This window comes from Polaromonas sp. P4_F4 (assembly GCF_056401355.1).
On the sequence record NZ_JBFUJO010000002.1, the window covers coordinates 344,846 to 368,559 of the forward strand.

Annotated in this window: 18 protein-coding genes; 14 read left to right on the plus strand and 4 right to left on the minus strand. The window is 63.7% G+C overall.

All coding sequences use genetic code 11. From position 1 onward, the window contains the following. Positions 1 to 92: 92 nt before the first annotated feature. The 5 genes from AC1DUR_RS04170 to AC1DUR_RS04190 all read left to right on the plus strand — a co-directional run bounded on the left by AC1DUR_RS04170 (position 93) and on the right by AC1DUR_RS04190 (position 9,609). Positions 93 to 3,656, plus strand: a complete 3,564-nt coding sequence (locus tag AC1DUR_RS04170) for an indolepyruvate ferredoxin oxidoreductase family protein (protein WP_477716390.1) — start codon at positions 93 to 95, stop codon at positions 3,654 to 3,656. A 236-nt stretch (positions 3,657 to 3,892) separates the two neighbouring features. Next, on the plus strand, positions 3,893 to 4,234 hold the full coding sequence (gene yajC / locus AC1DUR_RS04175; protein WP_477716733.1) for a preprotein translocase subunit YajC: 342 nt from the start codon (positions 3,893 to 3,895) through the stop codon (positions 4,232 to 4,234). 69 nt (positions 4,235 to 4,303) lie between these two features. Continuing rightward, the gene (gene secD, locus AC1DUR_RS04180; protein ID WP_477716389.1) at positions 4,304 to 6,178 is read left to right on the plus strand and encodes a protein translocase subunit SecD; all 1,875 of its coding nucleotides are present in this window, start codon (positions 4,304 to 4,306) and stop codon (positions 6,176 to 6,178) included. Between the two features lie 38 nt (positions 6,179 to 6,216). Then, a complete protein-coding gene (gene secF / locus AC1DUR_RS04185) occupies positions 6,217 to 7,170 on the plus strand; it encodes a protein translocase subunit SecF (RefSeq protein WP_477716388.1) in 954 nt (317 codons plus the stop codon). 27 nt (positions 7,171 to 7,197) lie between these two features. After that, positions 7,198 to 9,609, plus strand: a complete 2,412-nt coding sequence (locus AC1DUR_RS04190; RefSeq protein ID WP_477721307.1) for a DUF1631 family protein — start codon at positions 7,198 to 7,200, stop codon at positions 9,607 to 9,609. A 340-nt stretch (positions 9,610 to 9,949) separates the two neighbouring features. On the opposite strand, the gene AC1DUR_RS04195 is transcribed toward AC1DUR_RS04190, so the two are convergent. The 3 genes from AC1DUR_RS04195 to AC1DUR_RS04205 all read right to left on the minus strand — a co-directional run bounded on the left by AC1DUR_RS04195 (position 9,950) and on the right by AC1DUR_RS04205 (position 12,992). Then, the gene (locus AC1DUR_RS04195) at positions 9,950 to 10,465 is read right to left on the minus strand and encodes a Smg family protein (RefSeq protein ID WP_477716386.1); all 516 of its coding nucleotides are present in this window, start codon (positions 10,463 to 10,465) and stop codon (positions 9,950 to 9,952) included. Between the two features lie 79 nt (positions 10,466 to 10,544). Beyond that, a complete protein-coding gene (gene dprA, locus AC1DUR_RS04200; RefSeq protein WP_477716385.1) occupies positions 10,545 to 11,672 on the minus strand; it encodes a DNA-processing protein DprA in 1,128 nt (375 codons plus the stop codon). Between the two features lie 99 nt (positions 11,673 to 11,771). Then, positions 11,772 to 12,992 carry a LysM peptidoglycan-binding domain-containing protein gene (locus tag AC1DUR_RS04205; protein ID WP_477716384.1) on the minus strand — a complete coding sequence of 407 codons (1,221 nt, stop codon included), beginning with the start codon at positions 12,990 to 12,992 and terminating at the stop codon, positions 11,772 to 11,774. Positions 12,993 to 13,190: 198 nt separating this feature from the next. Between AC1DUR_RS04205 and def the strand changes: the two genes are divergently transcribed. From def to pyk, 6 genes are all read left to right on the plus strand, one after another. Beyond that, the gene (def, locus tag AC1DUR_RS04210) at positions 13,191 to 13,712 is read left to right on the plus strand and encodes a peptide deformylase (protein ID WP_477716383.1); all 522 of its coding nucleotides are present in this window, start codon (positions 13,191 to 13,193) and stop codon (positions 13,710 to 13,712) included. Between the two features lie 138 nt (positions 13,713 to 13,850). Then, positions 13,851 to 14,828, plus strand: a complete 978-nt coding sequence (gene fmt, locus AC1DUR_RS04215; RefSeq protein WP_477716382.1) for a methionyl-tRNA formyltransferase — start codon at positions 13,851 to 13,853, stop codon at positions 14,826 to 14,828. A 7-nt stretch (positions 14,829 to 14,835) separates the two neighbouring features. After that, positions 14,836 to 15,603: an AzlC family ABC transporter permease gene (locus tag AC1DUR_RS04220; protein ID WP_477716381.1), complete on the plus strand. Its 768-nt coding sequence runs from the start codon at positions 14,836 to 14,838 to the stop codon at positions 15,601 to 15,603. Further along, on the plus strand, positions 15,600 to 15,935 hold the full coding sequence (locus AC1DUR_RS04225) for an AzlD domain-containing protein (protein WP_477716380.1): 336 nt from the start codon (positions 15,600 to 15,602) through the stop codon (positions 15,933 to 15,935). Before AC1DUR_RS04220 ends, AC1DUR_RS04225 begins: the two co-directional genes overlap by 4 nt. A 300-nt stretch (positions 15,936 to 16,235) precedes the next feature. Beyond that, complete coding sequence (locus AC1DUR_RS04230) at positions 16,236 to 17,429, plus strand: phosphoglycerate kinase (RefSeq protein WP_477716379.1); 1,194 nt, start codon at positions 16,236 to 16,238, stop codon at positions 17,427 to 17,429. Between the two features lie 231 nt (positions 17,430 to 17,660). Then, complete coding sequence (gene pyk / locus AC1DUR_RS04235) at positions 17,661 to 19,094, plus strand: pyruvate kinase (protein WP_477716378.1); 1,434 nt, start codon at positions 17,661 to 17,663, stop codon at positions 19,092 to 19,094. 366 nt (positions 19,095 to 19,460) lie between these two features. Here the strand turns inward: pyk and AC1DUR_RS04240 are convergent, their stop codons facing one another. Beyond that, entirely contained in the window at positions 19,461 to 20,207 is a 747-nt protein-coding gene (locus AC1DUR_RS04240; RefSeq protein WP_477716377.1) for a phosphatase PAP2 family protein, read from the minus strand. Positions 20,208 to 20,370: 163 nt separating this feature from the next. On the opposite strand from AC1DUR_RS04240, the gene AC1DUR_RS04245 reads away from it, so the two are divergent. The 3 genes from AC1DUR_RS04245 (at position 20,371) to fba (ending at position 23,637) form a co-directional block, all read left to right on the plus strand. Beyond that, on the plus strand, positions 20,371 to 21,063 hold the full coding sequence (locus AC1DUR_RS04245) for a response regulator (protein ID WP_477716376.1): 693 nt from the start codon (positions 20,371 to 20,373) through the stop codon (positions 21,061 to 21,063). Then, complete coding sequence (locus AC1DUR_RS04250; protein WP_477716375.1) at positions 21,060 to 22,457, plus strand: histidine kinase dimerization/phospho-acceptor domain-containing protein; 1,398 nt, start codon at positions 21,060 to 21,062, stop codon at positions 22,455 to 22,457. Before AC1DUR_RS04245 ends, AC1DUR_RS04250 begins: the two co-directional genes overlap by 4 nt. A 115-nt stretch (positions 22,458 to 22,572) precedes the next feature. After that, positions 22,573 to 23,637 (plus strand): class II fructose-bisphosphate aldolase, encoded by a 1,065-nt coding sequence (fba, locus tag AC1DUR_RS04255; protein ID WP_011485500.1) that lies wholly within the window; start codon positions 22,573 to 22,575, stop codon positions 23,635 to 23,637. Positions 23,638 to 23,714 lie beyond the last annotated feature (77 nt).

Sequence of the window (23,714 nt, forward strand, 5' to 3'; positions counted from 1 at the left end):
ACTTTGCATTCAGTTAGAGGCTTGGTTCTATCCCGGCCTTGCCTTATCCAGACCTGCCCATGAGGCGGCATTACCCATCAGGAGACCCGAACATGAACGCCCCCCTGCCCGAGCACATTCGCAAGGCCCTGGAGACCGTCACGCTGGACGACAAATACAGCCTGGATCATGGCCGCGCCTTCATGAGCGGCGTGCAGGCGCTGGTTCGCCTGCCCATGCTGCAGCGCACCCGCGACGCCATCGCCGGCCTGAACACCGGCGGCTTTATCAGCGGCTACCGCGGCTCGCCGCTGGGCGGCTATGACCAGGCGCTGTGGGCGGCCAAAAAGCATCTGGCCGCGCAAAACATCGTGTTCCAGCCCGGCGTCAACGAAGAACTGGGCGCTACCGCGGTCTGGGGCACGCAGCAACTGGACCTGTACCCCCAAAGCAAAAAATTCGATGGTGTGTTTGGAATCTGGTATGGCAAAGGCCCGGGTGTGGACCGCTGCTCCGATGTGTTCAAGCATGCCAACATGGCCGGCACCGCGAAACACGGCGGCGTGATCGCCATTGCAGGCGACGACCATGTCTCCAAGAGCTCGACGGCGGCGCACCAGAGTGACCACATCTTCAAGGCCTGCGGCCTGCCGGTCTTCTTCCCGTCCAGCGTGCAGGACATCCTCGACATGGGGCTGCATGCTTTTGCCATGAGTCGTTTTTCAGGCGTCTGGTCGGGCATGAAGACCATCCAGGAGGTGGTGGAGTCGTCCAGCTCGGTGCTGGTCGATCCGGACCGCGTGAAGATCGTCATCCCCGAAGATTTCCAAATGCCGCCGGGTGGTTTGCACATCCGCTGGCCGGACCCGCCGCTGGAGCAGGAAGCGCGCCTGATGGACTTCAAGTGGTATGCCGCGCTCGCCTACATCCGCGCCAACAAGCTCAACTACAACGTCATTGCCGGGCCGAAAGACCGTTTCGGGGTGATCGCCAGCGGCAAGGCCTTCAACGACACGCGCCAAGCGCTGGTCGACCTGGGGCTGGACGAAGAGACCTGCCACCAGCTCGGCATTCGCCTGCACAAGGTCAATGTGGTGTGGCCGCTGGAGGCCACCATCACGCGCGACTTTGCCGAAGGCCTGCAGGAGATCCTGGTGGTCGAGGAAAAGCGCCAGGTCATTGAATACCAGATCAAGGAAGAGCTTTACAACTGGCGCGCCGACGTGCGCCCGAATGTGTTGGGCAAGTTTGACGAGCCTGAAGGCGACGCCTCGGGCGGCGAATGGAGCCGCTCCAACCCGAGCGACAACTGGCTGCTGCGCGCCAAGGCCGACCTGACGCCGGCCATCATCGCCAAGGCGATTGCCAAACGCCTGAAAAAACTGGGTGTGCCCGCGGACATTGTGGCGCGTATGGATGCGCGCCTGGCCGTGATCGAAGCGCGGGAACGTGCGCTCGCCGACGTCACGGTCGACACCGGCGAGCGGGCCCCCTGGTTTTGCAGCGGCTGCCCGCACAACACCAGCACGCGTGTGCCTGAAGGCTCACGCGCCGTGGCCGGCATTGGCTGCCACTACATGGCGACCTGGATGGATCGCTCCACCTCCACCTTCACCCAGATGGGCGGTGAAGGCGTCACCTGGGTGGGCCAGGCGGCATTCACGACCGACCAGCATGTGTTTGCCAACCTGGGCGACGGCACCTACTTTCACAGCGGCCTGCTGGCGATCCGCCAGGCCATTGCTTCCGGCGTGAATATCACCTACAAGGTCCTCTACAACGATGCGGTGGCCATGACCGGCGGCCAGCAGGTGGGCGAGCGGCCCGAGGGCCACTCGGTATTGCAGATCATGCAGAGCCTGCTCGCCGAAGGGGTGGCCAAACTGGTGATCGTCACCGACGAGCCGCAAAAGTACCAGGGCGCCAGGTTGCTGGAGGGCGTGACGGTGCATCACCGCGACGAACTCGACCGCATCCAGCGCGAGTTCCGCGAGCTCAAGGGCACGACCGCCATCATTTACGACCAGACCTGCGCCACCGAAAAGCGCCGGCGCCGCAAGCGCGGCACCCTGGCGGATCCGGAAAAGCGCGTGGTCATCAACGAACTGGTCTGCGAAGGCTGCGGCGACTGCTCGGTGCAGTCCAACTGCCTGTCGGTGGAACCGTTGGAAACCGAATTCGGCCGCAAGCGCCGCATCAACCAGAACACCTGCAACAAGGACTACTCCTGCGTCAAGGGTTTTTGCCCCAGCTTTGTCACGGTGGAAGGCGGCCAGCTGAAGAAGCCGAAGAAGGACAAAAAGGGTGGACTGTCCAGCCTGCCCGCGATTCCCGAACCCGTGCTGCCCGTGGCTGAAAACGCCTGGGGCATCGTGGTGGGCGGCGTTGGCGGCACCGGTGTCATCACGATTGGCCAGTTGCTGGGCATGGCTGCCCACCTCGAGGGCAAAGGGGTGGTCACTCAGGATGCCGGCGGGCTGGCGCAAAAGGGCGGCGCCACCTGGAGTCATATCCAGATCGCCAACCGGCCCGAGGCCATTTACACCACCAAGGTCGATACCGCCAAGGCCGATCTGGTGATCGGCTGCGATCCGATCGTGGCTGCCAGCAAGTACACACTCACCGTCATGCAGCCGGGCCGCACCTACGTGGCGATGAACTCGCACGGTACGCCGACGGCGGCCTTTGTGACGAACCCGGGCTGGCAATTCCCGGGTGGCAATTGCGAAAGTGCCGTGACGGCCGCAGTGGGCGCTGACTTGCTGGGCAGCTTTGACGCCGAGCAGGTGGCAGTCCAGATGATTGGCGACTCGATTTACACCAACCCCCTGATGCTGGGCTTTGCCTGGCAAAAAGGCCGGGTGCCGCTGTCCCATGCCTCGCTGATGCGGGCCATTGAACTCAACGGCGTGCAGGTCGAGAACAACCGGGCGGCCTTTGAATGGGGCCGTCGCTGCGCGCATGACCTGGCCGCGGTACAGGCCCTGTTCAAGGCGGCGCAGGTGATCGAGTTTGTGAAAAAGCCTTCCCTGGCCGAGATGCTGGGCAAGCGGGTGGATTTCCTGACGGCCTACCAGAACGTCGCCTATGCCCGGAGCTACCAGGCGTTTGTGGACAAGGTGCGGCTGGCGGAAGCGCCCCTCGGCAAGACCACGCTGACCGAGGCCGTGGCCCGGTACCTGTTCAAACTCATGGCCTACAAGGACGAGTATGAAGTGGCGCGGCTGCACACCGATGCGGGATTTCTCGGCAAGGTCAATGCCATGTTTGAGGGCGACTTCAAGCTCAACTACCACCTGGCGCCCCCGCTGATCGCATCCAAAAATGACAAGGGCGAACTGCAAAAGCAGCAGTTCGGACCCTGGATGCTGACAGGCTTCAAGGTGCTGGCCCGGCTCAAGGGCTTGCGCGGCACGCCGCTGGATGTGTTCGGCCGCACCGAAGAGCGGAAGATGGAACGCGCGTTGATTGATGAGTACCGGGCCAGCCTGGAGGAGGTGCTGGCCGGCCTGACCGCTCAAAACCATTCACTGGCCGTGGAAATTGCGCGGATTCCCGAGCTGATCAAGGGGTATGGCCACGTCAAGGCGCGCCACCTGCAAACCGCGCGGCCGCAATGGGCGGCGCTGAGGCAGGCCTTTCGCCAGCCGGCATCCCCCGCGCAGCAGGCCGCCTAGGCGCGCCGTGCCGGACGGGGGCGCGGCAGAGCCCCCGGGCCGTTGCCGCGGGGAGGCGCAGCAGCCTCCCGGCGGGCAGCTTCTGCGTGCCGACATGGCCTGAAAATGAAATGCCCGGCAAGGTGCCGGGTGCATTTTCCTGTCGGCCGCTCGCCGCATACAATCATGGACTGTGCGCTCTGGCCCGTCGGCCGGGGCGCCTGCCAGTGTTTCCTTCAATCGTTGTGGAGTTTGCCGTGTTCATTTCTTCTGCCTTTGCCCAAACCGCTCCCGCCGCCGCCGCGGGAGGCGATATGTTGTCGTCGCTGACAGGCATGCTTCCCCTGGTGCTGATGTTTGTGGTGCTGTATTTCGTGATGATCCGCCCACAGATGAAAAAGCAAAAAGAGCATCGCTCCATGATCGACGCGCTGGCCAAAGGCGATGAAGTCGCTACCGCAGGCGGTTTGCTTGGCAAAGTGACCAAGCTCGGTGATGTGTACCTGTCCCTGGAGCTGGCCCCCGGCGTTGAAGTGCAGCTGCAGCGCAGCGCCATCGTCCAGGTGCTGCCCAAGGGCGCCCTGAGCGCCGCGAAGTAAGGTCTTGCTGACCCCCTGAGGCCCGCCGGGCCTCAATTTGTTCATCCGTTCACCAGGAACAGCCCCCTCATGAATCGTTATCCGGCCTGGAAGTACGCCATTATTGTGGTTGCGCTATTGATCGCAGCCCTGTACACCCTGCCCAACTTTTTTGGCGAAGCGCCGGCAGTGCAGATTTCCAGCGGCAAGTCCACGGTCAAGATTGACACGACGACCATGGCGAAGGTGGAACAGGCGCTGAAGGATGTGGGCATCACGGCGGATGTCATCGCCCTCGATGGCAATTCGGTCAAGGCGCGCTTCGGCGATACCGATACCCAGCTCAAGGCGAAGGACGCCGTTCAAAAGGCGCTCTCGCCCGATCCCGCGAATCCTGCCTACGTGGTCGCGCTCAACCTGCTGTCGCGCTCGCCCGCCTGGCTGACCTCGCTGCATGCTTTTCCCATGTACCTGGGGCTGGACCTGCGTGGTGGCGTGCATTTCATGCTGCAGGTGGACATGCAGGCGGCGCTGACCAAACGGGCCGAGTCACTGTCGGGCGACATCCGGCTGTCGCTGCGCGAAAAGAATATCCGCCACGGTGGCATCAGCCGCAATGGCCAGGTCATTGACATCAAGGTGCGCGACAGCGAGACCCTGAACGCTGCCAAGGCGCTGATCCAGGACCAGTTTCCGGACCTGCAGACCGTCGATGTCCCGGAGGGCACGGAATACAAGCTGACGGCCAGCATCAAGCCCGAGGCGGCACGCCGGATCCAGGATCAGGCCCTCAAGCAGAACATGGTGACGCTGCACAACCGGATCAACGAACTGGGCGTGGCCGAGCCGGTGATCCAGCAGCAGGGCCTGGACCGTATCGTGGTGCAATTGCCGGGTGTTCAGGACACGGCCAAGGCCAAGGACATCCTCGGGCGTACGGCGACGCTGGAGATGCGTCTCGTGGAAGACAGCGCCGAGGCGCGCGCCGCGGAAAACAACACCGGCGCCGTGCCGTTTGGTACCGAGCGCTTCTTCGAGCGCAACGGGCAGGCGGTGATTGTCAAGAAACAGGTGATCCTGACCGGCGAGAACCTCACGGATGCCCAGCCCGGCTTTGACTCGCAGAACCAGCAGCCCAAAGTGGATTTGACGGTTGATGCCAAAGGCGGCCGCATCATGCGCGATACCAGCCGCGAGAACCTCAAGAAGCGCATGGCCATCCTGCTGTTTGAAAAAGGCAAGGGCGAGGTCCTGACCGCGCCGGTCATCCAGAGCGAACTCGGCAACCGGTTCCAGATTTCCGGCTCCATGAGCGTGACGGAAGCCAATGACCTGGCGTTGCTGCTGCGCGCGGGCTCCCTTGCCGCGCCCATGGAGATCATTGAAGAGCGCACCATCGGCCCGACGCTGGGGGCCGACAATATTTCCAAGGGCTTTCACAGCGTGTCCTGGGGCTTTGTGGTGATTGTGGCCTTCATGGCGGCGTACTACATGCTGTTCGGCCTGTTCTCCGGTCTGGCGCTGGCCGTCAACCTGCTGCTGCTGGTCGCGGTGCTTTCCATGCTGCAGGCGACCCTGACCTTGCCAGGCATGGCGGCCATGGCGCTGGCACTGGGCATGGCCATCGACTCCAACGTGCTGATCAATGAGCGCGTGCGCGAGGAACTGCGCAATGGCGCTTCTGCGCAGGCCGCCATTCATGCGGGGTATGAGCGGGCCTGGGCCACCATTCTGGATTCCAATACCTCGACCCTGATTGTGGGCCTGGCCCTGCTGGCCTTTGGGTCGGGTCCGGTCCGCGGTTTTGCCGTGGTGCACTGCATCGGCATTTTGACCAGCATGTTCTCCGCGGTATTTTTCTCGCGTGGCCTGGTCAACCTCTGGTATGGCCGGCAGAAAAAGCTCAAGACGGTGTCCATCGGCACAGTGTGGCGGCCCGCCACATCCGGCGCCGTGGCGAAATGATCCCGGCATCTTTTTCCTGAGCTTCTCAAGGACCCTCGATGGAATTTTTCAAAATCCGGCGTGACATCCCGTTCATGCGGCACGCCCTGATCTTCAATATCATCAGCTTCGCGACGTTTGCGCTGGCTGTGTTTTTCCTGTTCTCCCGGGGCCTGCACCTGTCGGTGGAGTTCACCGGCGGCACCCTGATGGAGGTGAACTACACGCAGGCGGCGGATGTCGGGAAAATCCGGGCGACCGTGGCTGGTTTGGGGTTGACCGATGTGCAGGTGCAAAACTTCGGAACCTCGCGCGATGTGATGATCCGTTTGCCGGCCCAAAAGGGTGTGAGCACCGCCCAGCAAAGTGAAAAAGTGCTGGCGGCGCTGAAAGCGGCCAGCAGCGATGTGACGCTGCGCCGCACGGAATTCGTGGGCCCCCAGGTGGGCGAAGAACTGGCCCATGATGGCCTGAAGGCCCTGGCCATGGTGGTGTTCGGCATCATGGTCTACCTCGCCTTCCGTTTTGAGTGGAAGTATGCGGTGGCGGCCATCATTGCCAACCTGCATGACGTCGTCATCATTCTCGGTTTTTTCGCGTTCTTCCAGTGGGAGTTTTCCCTCGCGGTGCTGGCTGCCGTGCTGGCGGTGCTGGGCTATTCCGTCAATGAATCCGTGGTGATTTTTGACCGGATCCGCGAGAATTTCCGCCGCTACCGGAAGATGAACACGATGCAGATCATCGACAACGCGATCACCTCGACCATCAGCCGCACCATCATTACCCACGGCTCGACCCAGATCATGGTGCTGTCCATGCTGCTGTTCGGTGGGCCGACCCTGTTTTACTTCGCCCTGGCCCTGACCATCGGCATTTTGTTCGGCATTTATTCCTCGGTGTTCGTGGCTGCCGCCATCGCCATGTGGCTGGGCATCCGGCGCGAAGATCTGGTCAAGGGGCCGGCAAAAAAAGAAGAAGATCCCAACGATCCCAATGCAGGTGCCACGGTGTAAGCTATAGGCTAATTATTCAGGGCGGTCGTGGCTCCAAGTAACAAAAAGAACACTCTTCTGGTCGAGCAGGCACGTGCTTTGTTCACGGAGCGTGCCGCAAGAATATTGCCCGAGCTGGCCAAAGCCATTGAGAGCCGGCTGGCGGCGATGAGGGACGAGCCGGGTGGCTCCCGCGAAATGCAGGACCGGCGCGAAGCCTGGCAGGCCTTCGAGAAAAGCGGTTCAGCCTGGGTCCGCGGCACCACGCGCGCGTGGACCGAAGCGCAATCCGTCCCACTGGCGGGTGCCCAGACAAAATTCACGAACAGCAGCATCAAATTTGAGCTCATGGGCAACGAGGTGATGGAGGACAAGATTCTTGCCTCTCGCCTGGCCCTGCGCTTGCTGGATGTTGCGAGCTGGGAGCTCAACGACCTTCGCTTGCGGGTGCAGAACCTCGAAGGTATTGACGAGCTGCACAAACAGGACGTCCTGCGCCCCGAGGTGCTGGCACAGCATCTGGTTGAACAGTGGAGCCAGGCCCTTCTGCCGCGCGATGTGTGGCTGACGGTTCAGGACCTCATCCAGAAAAACCTGGCTGCGCATCTGCTCGAAACTTATCATGCCACCAACGAGTTTCTGATCCAGCAGGGGGTGATGGCAGAAATCGATCTGCGGGGACTCGTCAAACGCACACCTTCCGCCCCGGGGACGAATGCGCCCTCAAAACCTGCTGCCGAGCAGGCCAGGGGTCAGGATAAATCTGGCGGCGGTACAGATACAGGTACAGGTACAGGTACAGGTACAGGTACAGGTACAGGAACAGGAACAGGAACAGGAAGTGGAAGCGGAAGCGGAAGCGGGCCCGGCGGCAAGGGTGGTGCAGCGCAGGGGGCGGAGAACTCGACTTCGGGCCACCCTATCCATGAAGAAACACGGATGCAGACCGCCACCACGCCACTGGCCAGGGCGCGCATGCGGGCTCAGGGCGTGATGGGGCACCTCAAACGCCTGCTGTCCGATCAGGTGGCAGGTTTTGATGACACGCGGTCGCAGCAGGCGTCCCCGCGGCTGGTCCAGGCAATGGCCACGGTGCAACGGGCGGAAGAAACCAGCCATGAACGCACCTTGCTGCTGGATGGGCCAGGCCAGGTGTATGACCAGACGCATGTCGACCGTGCCGCTGGCGCGCTGCGGGAGCGCACCAGTGCCCTCAAACAGGCGGCATCCACCTCATCGGAAAAGGCAACGATTGAGATCGTGGCCTTGATGTTCCAGAGCATCCTGGCCGAGGACCGGATTCCACCGGCAATACGCGTCTGGTTTGCACGGCTTCAAATGCCTGTGCTGCGGGTTGCGATTTCCGAGCCGGAGTTTTTTGGATCCCTGCAGCACCCCACCCGCCGGCTGATTGACCGCATGGGCTCCTGCGTCCTGGGGTTCGATGTCACGGTGTCAGGCGGCGCCATGGAGGCGGAGATCCGGCGGGTCGTGCAGGTGATCGAGCAGTATCCGGAAACCGGGCGGCGGGTGTTTCAGCTTGTCTACGACGAGTTCGAGAAGTTTTTGTCCAAATTCCTCTCGGAACAGGGAAGCGCCGCGCGCGTGGTGAGCGTGGCCCAGCAGGTCGAGCAAAAAGAGACCATGGTCATCCAGTACACCATTGAGATGCGCAGCATGCTCAATGATATGCCGGTGCGCGCTGAAATCCGTGAGTTCCTGTTCAAGGTCTGGGCCGAAGTCCTGGCCATTGCCGCGATGAAAAACGGCCCGCAGCACACCGAAACGATCACGCTCAAGCAGGCGGCGGCCGACCTCGTCTGGGCCGCCAGCGCCAAGCCGAACCGCAACGACCGTGCCCGTGTCATTGCCGACTTGCCCAAGCTGCTGCAACTCCTGCGCCTGGGCATGTCCATGCTCGGCTTGGCCCCCTCCGATCAGGACCATCACCTGAAAGTCATCAGCGACACGCTGGCAGACGCCTTCATGTCGAAAACCGACGCCATTTCGATGGAACGCATTGATGCCATGGCCCGGCGGCTGGCCAACCTGGAGGACTATTTGTCCGACGAGGATGTGGGCGATTTGCCACTCGATACGGACAGCCTGGTCACCATGATCGGCATTGATGCCGCCGATATCGAGGTGATTACCGATGGCGGCAGCCAGCCTACGGAAGCAATGCGCGCCTGGGTCCAGGAACTGCAGCTGGGAAGCTGGTTCAGCCTGGACCACAGCGGCAAAATCAGCCACGTGCAGTTTGCCTGGTGCAGTGATCGCAAGCAGCTGCATTTGTTTGCGGCGTCCGATGGCCGCAACTTCCTGATTCAGGCGCGTCGCCTGGCCGCCTACCTGCAAGCGGGTTTGCTGGTGCCGACGGAAGAAGAAGCGCTCACAGTGCGCGCTACACGCGACGCCCTGGCCAAGCTGGACGCCAATCCGGAGCGCCTGCTCAGCTAAAACGCCCGGGCATTCTTTTCGGATCCTCAGGATGAACCGATGGCAGGGGTGAGGGCCTCAGGCCGAACGCCGCAAAGGGCCGCCCCAACAAGCATGTTCGGCCCCCGAGGAGCTGGAGCTTGCGGATCCAGGCCTGCTTGAGCGGGTTTGGACAGGCGACAGAGGCGAAGCGTCCCGCGAGCCGCAGCCTGCAAGGCATCGGGAGCTACACAGTGAGCGAGCATGGGTGCTCTCCAACCCAGCAGGGGCCGCGGGACTGGCTTCGCCAGACCGCAGGCGCAGCGGCCCCTCGGGGGGCAGGGAGCTACACGCAGTGAGCAACCGTGGGGGCCTCAGCCACTCAGTGCGCCAGCCGAAATTCCGTGTCGTCGCACAATTCGTCGAGGATCAACGCATCGGGCTCCTCGCCGAAACTCCAGTACACCATGAGGACGATGATTTTCAGGTCATCCAGCGTGACAGGGTCTCCGGGGGCGGCCATTGCGCGGTCAATGACGATCTCCCGCATGTGCGGAGGCAATACGCCTGACGATTCCAGGAAATTGACGAATCCCAGACTTTGCGCGCCCAGATGCGTCTGCTCGGCCACGGAATAAATCCGGAGGCTGTTGGCGGACTGAGGTTGAATGAGCGCAGGCGCCGCGACAGGGTCGGCCAGGCCGGAGGATGGCTTGGCGGCGAGGCTGATCTGCGTACCCTGGGCCGCAGTATTCAGGCCCTCAAGCCATACCAGGGCCGCCTGGATTTCTTCGGCGTCAAATCCTGCCGCGGTGAGTTTGCGCCCCAGTCTTTGAAGTTCAGGGCAGGCGTCACCTTGCCAGTAATTCTCGTAAACGTACACCAGTACTTCAAACATATGCCTCAATATAACGCAGATACGAGCGCCGGTGTCAAGCCCGTGTCAATCATCGTTGATGACGCTGGATATTGCCGTATCAGCCGGCCGCCACGCGCTGGAACAGACCCCCAGGCAGGCGCGCGACCTGCCCGCGCAGCTCAAGCTCCAGCAGGTCCGCCTGAAGCCGGGCGGTATCCAGGCCGGTCCTCGCCTGCAGGGCATCCAGGCTGACGGCATCAAAGCCCAGCGCTGCAATGAGCGGATCCCCGGCATCGGGCACCGGCAGACCGGAGGCGCTGTTCGGGCTGTCGGTCAAGCCGGTGCGCGGCAGATTCAATTCTTCGAGGACGTCCTGCGCTACCTCCACCAGCTTGGCGCCCTGCTTGATCAGCGCATGGCAACCGCGGGACTGCGGTGAATGAATCGAACCGGGAATGGCAAAGACCTCCTTGCCCTGCTCGGCAGCCAGCCGCGCTGTGATCAGCGAGCCCGATTGCAGTGCCGCTTCCACCACCAGCGTGCCCCGGGACAGCCCGGAAATGATGCGGTTGCGTTTCGGGAAATTACCTGTCAGCGGGGGTGTGCCCAGCGGGAATTCGCTGATGAGCAGCCCTTGCTGGGTAATGCGGTGTGCCAGGGCCAGGTGTCGCTTCGGATAAACCCGGTCCAGCCCGGTACCCACCACCGCGATCGTCTGCCCGCCTCCGAGCAGGGCCCCGTCATGGGCAGCGCCGTCTATGCCCAGCGCCAGACCGGACACGATGCACAAGCCCGCGCCGCTCAGTGCTTTTGCAAACTGCCGGGCATTGGCCTCGCCCTGTGGGGTGGGGTTGCGACTACCGACGATGGCGAGGTTGTTGGCCATGGCCGGGCCGGCTGCCGGTGACGATTTGACCAGACTGCCCATCATGTAGAGCATCAAAGGGGGGTCTTCGATGTTGAGCAGGGCCGGCGGATAGGCGGCATCCCCCAGGGTGGCTATACGACGGTCGTCCGCCTGTTGCAGCCAGTCCAGTGTGGTCTGCAGCAGGCTGCCCAGTTGCGCAGGTTCCGTCTGGATGGCATGGGCTAGCCGCTCGGAGCCCAGCGCCCGCAAGGTGGCCGTCGTCTGCCCGAAAACCGCCTGGGCTGATCCGAAAGTGGCCAGCAACTGGCGCGCGGTCTCGTTGCCGACACCGGGCGTCAGGGTCAGGCGCAACCAGGCGCCGAGTTCTTGTGTGTCCAAGGAAAGTTAAACCCGTCCGGCCTGCGAAGAGGCGCCAACGGCCGCTCGGGCCGCTGGGCGCTGCAGCATTGGCTGCAGGCGTTGGATCGGGACTGGTGGTCAGTTGGGGTTGATGAAGCGGTCGCCCACCTTGACGCCGTCAACGATTTGCAGCACCAGCGCGTAGGACAGCTTGTCGAAGGTCTTGAAAACCATCAGCAGGCCGTTGCGCTCATTGGGCAGCTTGATCTGGGGCTTGGCTTGATCGGTGCGATCAGTCAGGCGCTCGCCATTCTTGAGGATGGCCATCACATTGCCGCGCTCCAGCCCGTCCTGAAGGCCCCGGTTGATGACCACCACCTGGTTTTCCGCGGCGTACTGGACCGCGCTGCCATAGACAGAGACGATCTGGCCCTCCATCGGCAGGATGGGCGCATGGGGCACATAACTGAGCAACTCACGCGGTGGCTCGGCAATCAGGCGGTCGCCTATCCGCATTTCTTCCTTGGTCACCACAATGTCTATGGTGGCCGGCACGATTTCAGACGGTGTCTTGTCGTCGCCACCGCGGCTGGATTCGCCGCGAACCAACTCGGCTTTGCCGACAAACTGGGCTTCGTAGCCCAGGATTTCCTTGGTGATGGGGTCCTTGAGCGGCGTGGCGTTGCGAAACACGCGGTAGTCCAGCGGTTCGCCTTTGGCGTCGCTCAGGGTCTTGCCGGTCACGCCGTCACTGTAAGCGCCGCGTGCGTAGGCGCGGTCGCCCCGGCTCAGCAGGACGCGGCCTTCCTGGGCGGCCACAATGCGCGGGGCCGTGGCAAAGGTGGCCGCATCCACAATCAGGGGTTCGGCCAGGAAGGGCTCAATCACGTTGGCCGGCAAGGTCGGGATCGCCGCGTCAGCCAGCGCTTCGGAGCGCGTCCGGGGTGAGACACGGATGGTATCGGTGGGCGGGCCGTCTGCCGCCTGGCGTGTGCGCAGCGTGGCACGTCCGCCGGTCTTGTCGAGGTAAAGCTGCTGGCCGGGGTAAATACGGTGCGGATTCCGGATGTCCTGCAGGTTCATGCCCCACAGTTCGGGCCAGCGCCACGGGCTTTTAAGGAACAGGCCCGAAATGGCCCACAGCGTATCGCCCCGTTTGACGGTGTACTCGTCAGGCGCATTGGGCGCCAGCTCGCTCAGGGGAACACCGGCCTCGGCAACCTGGGTGGCCGTGGCCTTCTGGTTGGGGGTAATGGGGAAATTTTGCGCATGAAGGCCGGGGGTGACACCCCAGAGGGCCGTGCCAACCATGGAGGCGGCTATTGAAATATGACTGAAACGACCAAAAATAGTTTGCATCTTGAAGGCCTTAAGCGCTAAAACCAGCCTGGCACGGTTCTCCCTGGATGAAAAAAGCCGTGTTCTTATCTTGATAAATTACTAACGATTTTGTACCTAAGCCCTTGATTAAGCAACGATTACGCGATTCTGGGAATATCGGAATGCGCAAAAACAAGGAAAAGTGGCGAAAATAGCGACACCTGACCATTTGCATCCATGACTCAATTGACCATCCTCCGTTATCCCGACCCGCGTTTACACATGGTTGCCAAGCCCGTGGGCGCCGTAGATGCCCGCCTGCGCCAACTGGCCAGCGACATGTTTGACACCATGTATGAAGCGGCAGGCATTGGCCTGGCGGCCACGCAGGTCGATGTGCACGAGCGCCTCATCGTGATTGACGTGAGCGAAAACCGCGACCAACCCCTGGTGCTGATCAACCCCGAGATCCTGTGGGCCAGCCCCGAAACCCGGGTGGGCGACGAGGGCTGCCTGTCGGTGCCCGGCATTTATGACGGCGTCGAGCGCTCGATCGCGGTCAAGGTGCAGGCACTGGATCTGGACGGCAAGCTGCAGGTTCATGCCGCCGAGGGCATGCTGGCGGTGTGTATCCAGCATGAAATGGACCACCTGATGGGCAAGGTGTTCGTGGAATACCTGTCCCCCTTGAAGCGCAACCGCATCAAGACCAAGATGATCAAGCAGAAAAAAGACGAGGAGCGGGAGTCCGCCCGCTGAAGCGCCACTGCGGCACAGGCAGGCTGCCTTCCGCTGCGGGTTTCCGCTCCCGGCCAGGATTTTCCGGGGGATCCCATTTCCGGGGCTTTGCAGGCGTCCACCCGGGTTTCCCCCAGTGAGTCTTTAGAATCCTGCCCCATGCGCGTCATTTTTGCCGGTACCCCTGAGTTTGCCCGCGTGGCACTGGCAAGTCTGCAGGCCGCCGGCTTTGACATCCCACTTGTGCTGACGCAGCCCGACCGTCCCGCCGGGCGCGGCCTGAAGCTGCAGGCGTCGGCCGTGAAGCAGTGGGCACAGAGCCAGCAGATCCCGGTGGCGCAGCCCCGCAGCCTGCGGCTGGACGGCAAATATCCCGATGACGCGGCGGCCGCCAGGGCCGCCATTGATGCGGCGCAGGCCGACGTGATGGTGGTGGCGGCCTACGGACTGATCCTGCCGCAGTGGGTTCTGGATGCGCCGAAGCTGGGCTGCCTGAATATTCACGCGTCGCTGCTGCCGCGCTGGCGCGGCGCCGCACCGATTCACCGGGCCATCGAAGCCGGTGACGCACAGACCGGCGTCACCATCATGCAGATGGACGCCGGCCTCGACACGGGCGACATGCTGCTGCTGGAGAAGCTGCCCATCGGCCCGGAGGACACGACGGCGTCGCTGCACGACAGGCTGGCCGGGCTGGGTGGGCGACTGATCGTGAACGCCCTGGAGCTGGCCGCAGGCGGCGCGCTCCAGCCCCTTGCCCAGCCCTCCGAGGGCGTCACATACGCCCACAAGATCGAGAAAAACGAGGCGCTGCTGGACTGGACCCGTAGCGCGGCCACGCTCGAGCGCCGCATTCGCGCTTTCAATCCTTTCCCCGGCGCCGCCGGTGTCCTGGGCGGCGAAACCATCAAATTCTGGCGCGCAGCGGTGCCGGCCGGTGCGGTCAGGCCGGTGGGCGCGCAACCCGGCCAGGTGATTGCCGTTGGCCCCGAGGGCATCGACATCTGCGCCGCCGATGCCCTGGTGCGCGTGACCCGCCTGCAAAAAGCGGGCGGCAAGGCGCTGGATGCGGCCGATTTTTTGCGCGGGTTCGAGATCCGTCCCGGCATGGTTTTCAATCCCACTCAGACGGAATGAGGTTTTTGTGAGTTCATTGTTCAAGCACCCGGAGTTTCGGGTGGGTGTGCGCGACCTGGCTTCGGTCGCGCCCGGTATTGCCGCCTGGGGCCTGATGACCGGGGTGGCGATGATCAAGTCGGGCCTGAGCCTGACCGAAGCCCTGCTCATGGGGGTACTGGTTTTTGCCGGGAGTTCGCAGCTGGCGGCCGTTCCCCTGATTACCGCCGGTGCGCCCATGTGGGTCATCCTGGCCACCGCGTTTTGCGTCAACCTGCGTTTCGTGGTGTTCAGCGCGCACCTGCGCCCCTATGTGATGCACCAGAACATCTGGCGCCGCATGCTCAGCGGCTACCTGACGGCCGATCTCAGCTATGTGCTGTTCACCAAGCGCTTTCCGCATCCCACGACAGATCCGGTCGCCCGGCGTGCGCAGGAGGCGTACTTGGCCGGTAACTCGGCCATCAACTGGGCCAGCTGGGTGGGCGCCAGCCTGCTCGGCATTGCGTTGGCCAATGCCATCCCGCTGTCGTGGGGGCTGGGCTTTGCCGGCATCCTGGCGCTGCTCGGCATCATGTGCTCGCTGGCCACCACGCGGCTGCGCGTCGTGTCCGCCGGGGTGGCCGGTGCGGCTGCCGTGGCGGCTTTTGCCTTGCCGCTCAAGCTCAACATCCTGGTGGCCATCGCGGCTGCGGTGGCGGTCTGCCTGATGCTGGAAAAGCCGATGCGGGCGCAGGCCGCCTCGCCAAAGCCTGTCAAAACCGGTGAAACGGGTGAAACAGGAGGGGCCTTGTGAGCAAGACCGATCTCTGGACCGTGGCCACCATCATCGGCATGGCGCTGGTGACCGTCGTCACCCGTTCCTTTTTCTTCCTCTCCAGCAAACCCTGGACGCTGCCCGCCTGGGCGCAGCGCGGGCTGCACTATGCGCCGATCGCGGCGCTGGCGGCGGTGATCGTGCCGGAAATGGTCATGACGCAGGGCCACCTGATCGCCACCTGGCAAGACGCCAGACTGTTTGCCGTGGTGGCCGGCACCGCCTGGTACTACTGGCGCCACGGCGTGCTGGGCACCATCCTCGCCGGCATGGCGGTTTACCTGCCGCTGCACATGGGGCTGGGCTGGTGAGCTAGAGCCCCCACGGTCGCTCACTGCGTGTAGCTCCCTGCCCCCCGAGGGGGCCGCCCGCCCTCCGGCCCGGCAAAGCCGGTTCCGGGGCTCATGCTTGGTTGAAGAGTCCCTAACTTCAGCCGTCGCCCGATTTCACGCCAGCAGGGGCCGCGGGACTGGCTTTGCCAGACCGCAGGCGCCGCCCCCTGAGGGGGGAACAGGCTACACGAAGTGAGACTGGACGGGGGGGGCCTATACACCGACCTACAATTTAAGGCCTTGGCCGCGTTGGCCAGCTTTTTCACTTGCGAGCGATTCATGAATTTCATCCGTTTTTCCGACCTGTGTGCCAGCGGCAAGGCCGCCGGCCAGCGCGTTTTCATCCGTGCCGACCTGAATGTGCCGCAGGATGACAGCGGCGCCATCACCGAAGACACGCGCATACGCGCCTCCATTCCCTGCCTGCAAATGGCGCTGGATGCCGGCGCGGCCGTGATGGTGACCTCCCACCTCGGGCGTCCGGTCGAGGGCGAATTCAAGCCGGCCGACTCGCTCGCCCCTGTGGCCAAACGCCTGGGTGAACTGATGAAGCGCGAGATCCCGCTGATCACCCAATGGGTGGACGGCGTGGACGTCCAGCCCGGTCAGCTGGTGCTGCTGGAGAACTGCCGCCTCAACCCCGGCGAGAAGAAAAACAGTGAAGCGCTGGCCCGCAAGATGGCCGCCCTGTGCGACATCTTTGTGCACGACGCGTTTGGCACCGCCCACCGCGCCGAAGCCTCGACCTATGGCATCGCGCAATATGCCAAAGTGGCGAGCGCCGGGCCGCTGCTGGCCGCCGAGATGGATGCGATTTCAACGGCGCTTTCCAACCCGCGCAGGCCGCTGGTCGCGATCGTCGCGGGCAGCAAGGTCTCGACCAAGCTGACCATCCTCAAGTCTCTGGCCCGCAATGTCGACCAGCTGATCGTGGGCGGAGGCATTGCCAATACCTTTATGCTGGCCGCAGGGCTGAAGATTGGCAAAAGCCTGGCGGAGGCCGACCTGCTGCCCGAGGCCCGCGCCGTGATCGAGGCCATGAAAGCGCGCGGCGCCGCCGTGCCCATCCCCACCGACGTGGTCACGGCCAAGACCTTCTCCGCCGATGCGCCGGCCACCGTCAAGGCTGCCACCGACGTGGCCGACGATGACCTGATCCTGGATATCGGTCCGGAGACCACGGCCCGGCTGGCGGCGCAGCTCAAGGCGGCCGGCACCATTGTCTGGAATGGCCCGGTGGGCGTGTTCGAATTTGACGCCTTCTCGCGCGGTACCGAAGGCATTGCCCGCGCGATCGCCGAAAGCAGCGCCTTTTCGATTGCCGGTGGTGGCGACACGCTGGCCGCCATCGCCAAATACGGCATTGAGAAACAGGTGGGCTACATCTCCACGGGTGGCGGCGCATTCCTGGAGGTGCTGGAGGGCAAGACGCTGCCGGCCTTCGAGATCCTGCAGAAGCGGGCCGCCGGCTAACGCCGTTGCGCTCCTGATTTGGTAGCGTGAAGCCTCGGCTTCATGGGTGCTATCGATCTGTTTGTCTCAAAAAAGGGTGCTGCGGCGCCCTTTTTTTTGAGCCGCACGGCTGACCTGCACCGACGTGCCGGAAGGGGCCGCCATCCCGCCGGCCCGCGTGTGCGCTGCAGTTGGTACCGGTTTGGTAACTTTTTCGTGTGAAAATCGGGAACTAAATTACAGGAGACATTCATGCCAAGTCGCGCTACCAAGATCGTTGTCACCCTCGGGCCTGCTTCCAGCGACCCCGTTTTGCTGGAAAAAATGATTCGCGCAGGGGTCAATGTAGTGCGCCTGAACTTCAGCCACGGCACGGCGCAGGACCACGTCGACCGGGCAAAGCTGGTGCGCGAAGCCGCCCAGCGCGCCGGCCGTGAAGTCGCCATCATGGCCGACCTGCAGGGTCCGAAAATCCGCGTCGGCAAGTTTGCCGAAGGCAAGGTGCGGCTCGAGCCCGGCGAGAAATTCATCCTCGATGCCTCCCGCACCGAACCCGGCGACGTCAAGGGCGTGGGACTGGATTACAAGGAACTGCCGCGGGATGTGAAAGCGGGCGACGTGCTGCTGCTCAACGATGGCCTGATTGTGCTGACGGTGGAGGCTGTGCGCGGCGAGGAAGTGCACACCATCGTCAAGCTCGGCGGCGACCTGTCCAACAACAAGGGCATCAACAAGCAGGGCGGCGGCCTGACGGCGCCCGCGCTGACGGCCAAGGACATGGAAGACATCAAGACCGCGATGAGCTTTCGGGCCGACTATGTGGCCGTAAGCTTTCCAAAAAATGCCACCGACATGGAAATGGCGCGCCAGCTGTGCGATGTGGCCGCTGCGCCCTACAAGCACAAGCCCGGCCTGATCGCCAAGATCGAGCGGGCCGAAGCCATTCCCAAGCTTGAAGAAATCTTGCGCGTCAGCGACGCCATCATGGTGGCCCGCGGCGACTTGGCGATTGAAGTGGGCAATGCGGCGGTGCCGGCCCTGCAAAAACGCATGATCAAGCTGGCCCGGTCGTACGACAAGGTCGTCATCACCGCCACGCAGATGATGGAGAGCATGATCGTCAACCCGGTGCCCACGCGCGCCGAGGTCAGCGACGTGGCCAATGCGGTGCTCGACGGCACCGACGCGGTGATGCTCAGCGCGGAAACGGCCGCCGGCAAATATCCGCTCGAGACGGTGGAGGAAATGGCCAAGATCTGCGTGGAAGCCGAGAAAGCCGAGTACAAGGAACTGGAAGCGGACTTCACCGGCAAGACCTTCACCCGCATCGACCAGTCGATTGCCATGGGCACCCTGTTCACGGCCCACCACCTGGGGGCCAAGGCGATTGTGGCGCTGACGGACAGCGGCTCCACGCCTCTCTGGATGAGCCGCCATGACATCCGTGTGCCCATTTATGCCCTGACCCCGCACCTGGCCACGCAGCGCAGGATGGCGCTGTACCGCAATGTGCGCCCCCTGCTCATGGACACCAGCGCCGATCGCGACACCGCTCTGGCACAGGCCGAAGGCCACCTGCTGCGCCGCAACATCGTGCAGAGTGGCGACGTCTATGCCATCACCTGCGGTGAGCCCATGGGTGCGCCCGGCGGTACCAACATGCTCAAGATCTGCCGAGTAGCTTAGAACCTATTTACGGTCTAAACGGGGCCGCGCAAGCACCTTCTCGGGATGAGATGCAAGGCGCGGTGCGCCGCCCATAGCTTGGGCTATGGGCAAGCGCCGCAACGCCGCAGACCGCCCGAGAAGGCGCTTGCCCTTTGGGTTGGGGTGAAATCGGGCGATTGAGCCACCCGGGCCCTTGCATGGGCATTAGCCCATGCGGCGGACCTGGGCGCCCCACTCATCCCGATTGCACCCCAACGCGGCCTCGTTTAGATCGTAAACAGGTTCTTAGCCCCACGCTCCCCCACTTCGTGTGGGTCGCTGCCCCCCGAGGGGGCCGCTGCGCCTGCGGTCTGGCGAAGCCAGTCCCGCGGCCCCTGCTGGTATCTATGGCTTCAATGTTGCGAGCGTGGGCGCCTGTGCCCGAGCCGGTGACGGCCTTTGTGAAAGCATCTGGCTGACGATGTTCTCCACCAGGGCCGCCGTGGCCCAGCAAAGCCACGCGGTCCAGAGGGTGTGGCTCATGTAGTGGGCGCCGCGCACCTGCTGTGCAAGGCCCAGCGTAAAACCTGCCAGCATCGCGCCGGCCAGCCAGCGGCGCGCTGTGGTGGGCAGGGCATGCCGAAAGGCAAAAAAGCCGCCCAGAAAGGCAAAGCCTGCCGAGGCATGCCCCGCTGGAAAGCAGTGTCCACCGCCGCCATCCGAAACGCCCCAGGCCCAGTGCGACACATGCGTGGCCACGCCGCCAAATTGCTGCAGGTCCCAGGGGCAGCTGGTGTGGCTGTGCAGCTTGATGCTGGAAATCGCCAGCAATGCAAGCAGCGTGGTCAGGGCCAGCTGAGCCCGCCGTTCGGGCGCCAGTTGCCTGAGGGCGCCAACCGGCCAGACAATGCCTGCCAGCAAGCCCAGCTCGAGCAGCCACGGCAGGGGACGGATGCCGTCATGCAGCAGTCCCCGCCACAACCAGTGGTCTTGCAGGGGAAATCCCCGGGCCGACCCAAACCAGTGCGCCAGCCACAGGTCCAGTCCCGAATAATCCCAGAGCATCAGCAACAGGAGGCTGCACACGGACCAGAGGAAAAGACGGGGCGCAGCGGGGCGGCCGGGAGGTGAGGCGGGGGGTGAGGGGGTCATGCAGGGGTTGAGTGCCAGGCGGAGACCGCACGATAGCCGGGGCGCCTTAACCAATCCTTAAGCTGGACAAGCCAATATGAGCTCAACATGAGCTACTTGAAGCAACCAAAGCACCCAAGCACGCGGACGGCCGGCAATGCGCCGGAGCGTCGACAATAGGAATATGCGAATTCTCGTGGTCGAAGACGATGCCGGTATTGCCGCGGGCCTGCGGACCAATCTGCAGCAACGGGGATATGCGGTCGATGTGTGCGACACGGTAGCGTCCGCCTGGATGGTGCTGTGCAGCGAGCCTTTCGACCTGGTCCTGCTCGACCTTGGCCTGTCGGACGGGGACGGCGGCGATCTGTTGCAGCGTATCCGGCAGGTCAAAAGCGCCGATGGCCGGCTGCCGGATCCGCTGACACCGGTGCTCATCATGACGGCGCGTGACCAGGTGGCCGACCGTATCTCGGGGCTGAACCTGGGCGCCGATGATTACCTCGTCAAACCCTTTGACCTGGATGAACTGGAAGCCCGCATGCGCGCGCTGCTGCGCCGCGCCGCAGGCCGCGCCCATCCCTTGCTGGTCCATGGCGAGCTGGTGATTGACCCCGCTGCCCGCACCGTGCTGCGCGCCGGCCAGGGGGTCGAGCTGGCGCCGCGTGAATTCACCTTGCTGCTGTTGCTGCTGGAATCGCGCGGCCGGGTCCTGTCGCGCCAGCAGCTGGAAGCGCGCCTGTACAACTGGCAGGACGCCGTGGGCAGCAATGCGGTGGAGGTGCATGTCCACCATTTGCGCCGCAAGCTGGGCGAGGGGCTGATCCAGACCCTGCGCGGCGTGGGTTATTTCATACCGCAGGATGACCGGGCATGAAGCGGTCGGCGAACCGGCAGGCCTCGCTGACCCGCCGCCTGCTGCTGTGGGTGCTGGCAGCACTGTTCCTGGTCTGGGGCAGCTTCATCGTGGTCGGCTACCGCACCGGTATCCATGAAGCGGCCGAGCTGACCGACGGGAACCTCGTCGGCACGGCCGCCCTGATGATCAACCTGAACCTTCCGCAGTTCATCGAGACTGCGCACGAAACGGACCGGACGGCCAGTCCCGCACTGAAAAGCCACGACTACCAGCCCTCGCTGAGTGTTGTCGCCTGGGACGCCAGCGGGCGATTGCTGAGCCGCTCCGGGGAAGCGCCGCTGCCGCGCTTTGCCAGGCGTGATGGTTTTGCGGATCTGCAGCTGGGCACGCCGGCTGTGGCCTGGCGAAGCTTTTCGCAATGGGACAGCACCGGCAGCCGGCAGGTGATGGTGCTGGTGAAGGCCGAGGAGCGAGACGAGCTGGCCGCTGACCTGGCGGGCCAGGTCGCCGAACCCGGCCTGTGGCTGCTGCCGGTGGTGGCGCTGGCGCTGGGCGCCGCCATCTGGCGCGGGCTGCGCCCGCTGCAGGCCCTGTCCCGCGACGTGGCCGAACTGGAGGTCGACAAGGCCGGGCGCCTGCAGGCCCGCCATCCCTACCGTGAATTCAATTCGGTGGTCCTGTCCATCAACCGGCTGGTGGGCCAGCAGCAGGCGGCACTGGAACGGGAGCGGCAACTTGCCAGTGAGATCGCCCATGAATTGCGTACCCCGCTGTCCTCCATTGCCCTGCAGGCCGCTTCGCTGCGAAATTCCCTGCCCGAGCAGGCCCGCGAGGAAGCGCTGCTGCAAATCAGCGCCGACGCGATGCGGGCCGGCCATGTCATCACCCAACTGCTCGCGTTGGCGCGTGCCAGCCGGGCCGATCTGCAGCAGCAGATGAGCCTGCTGGACCTGGGCGCATGGGCCCGGCAGGTGGTGGCTGCTTATGCGCAGGCAGCATGGAAAAGCGGGCACCAGTTGAGCGTGCACGGCGACGAAGGGCTGCAGGTGCTTGCGCACCCGCTGTTGCTGGAGCTGGCGCTGCGCAACCTGATCGACAACGCCCTGCAGCACACCCCGGGTGGCACCGCCGTGTCCGTCCAGTGGGGCGCCGGCGCCGGGCGGGCATGGCTGGAGGTGTGTGATGACGGCGCCGGCAGCAGCAACGGCCAGAGTGCCCGGCCACGCTCCACCGAGCGGCTGGGGCTGGGGCATAAAATTGTGGGCCGCGTCATGGATATCCATGGCGGCAGCTTTGCGCTGGCGCCCGCCGCCACTTCCGCAGCTTCCACTGCTTCTGCGACCGGCGGACGCTGCTACCGCCTGACTTTTGTCGTCCCTGACCTACACAAGCCGCCCTCCGGCAAACGGTAGAATCGAGCCTTTGGTTACTTCGCGGTTACAGCCCCTGAATGCAGCGCCTGCGCTGTCTGGCCATCCGCAGGACCCACCGTTTTTTACAGCGTTTTAACTTTCTGGGGATTCGAACATGGCACTCGTTTCGATGCGCGAGCTGCTGGACCATGCGGCAGTCAACACGTATGGCATTCCGGCTTTCAACGTCAACAACCTTGAGCAGGTCACCGCCATCATGCAGGCGGCTGACGAAGTCAACGCCCCGGTGATCATGCAGGCCAGCGCCGGTGCGCGCAAATACGCCGGCGAGGGTTTTCTGAAACACCTGATCCAGGCCGCCGTCGAGAGCTTTCCGCACATCCCCGTGGTGATGCACCAGGACCATGGCCAGAGCCCCGACGTGTGCCTGGGCGCCATCAAGCTGGGCTTCAGTTCGGTCATGATGGACGGCTCGCTGATGGCCGACGGCAAGACCATTGCCGACTACGACTACAACATTGACGTCACCCGCAAGGTGGTTGAAATGGCCCATGCCACCGGCGTCTCGGTCGAGGGCGAACTCGGCTGCCTGGGCAGCCTGGAAACCATGCAGGGCGACAAGGAAGACGGCCACGGCACCGATGCCGTCATGACGCACGACCAGCTGCTGACCGACCCTGAGCAGGCCGCCGATTTCGTCAAGCGCACCCAGCTGGACGCGCTGGCCATTGCCATCGGCACCAGCCACGGCGCCTACAAGTTCACGCGCAAGCCCACCGGTGACATCCTGGCCATCGAGCGCATCAAGGAAATCCACCGCCGCATCCCCAACACCCACCTGGTGATGCATGGCTCGTCCAGCGTGCCGCAGGACCTGCTGGCCATCATCCGCAACTACGGCGGCGACATGAAAGAAACCTACGGCGTGCCCGTGGAAGAAATCCAGAAGGCCATCAAGTTTGGCGTGCGCAAGATCAACATCGACACCGACATCCGCCTGGCGATGACGGCTGCCACGCGCAAATTCATGGCCGAAAACCCCAGCAAATTCGACCCGCGTGAATGGCTCAAGCCGGCCACGGCCGCCGCCAAGGCCATCTGCAAGCAGCGCTACATCGAGTTCGGCTGCGAGGGCCAGGCCAGCAAGATCAAGGGCGAGAGCCTGTCGGTCGTGGCAGCCAAATACGCCAAGGGCGAACTGGCCCAGGTCGTGCACTAAGCCAGCTTCGCCCTTTCCCGCCCTTTCCCGCTTCTTCCGGATTGGCGATAATCCAAAGCCCGTGCATGCCTTGAGCC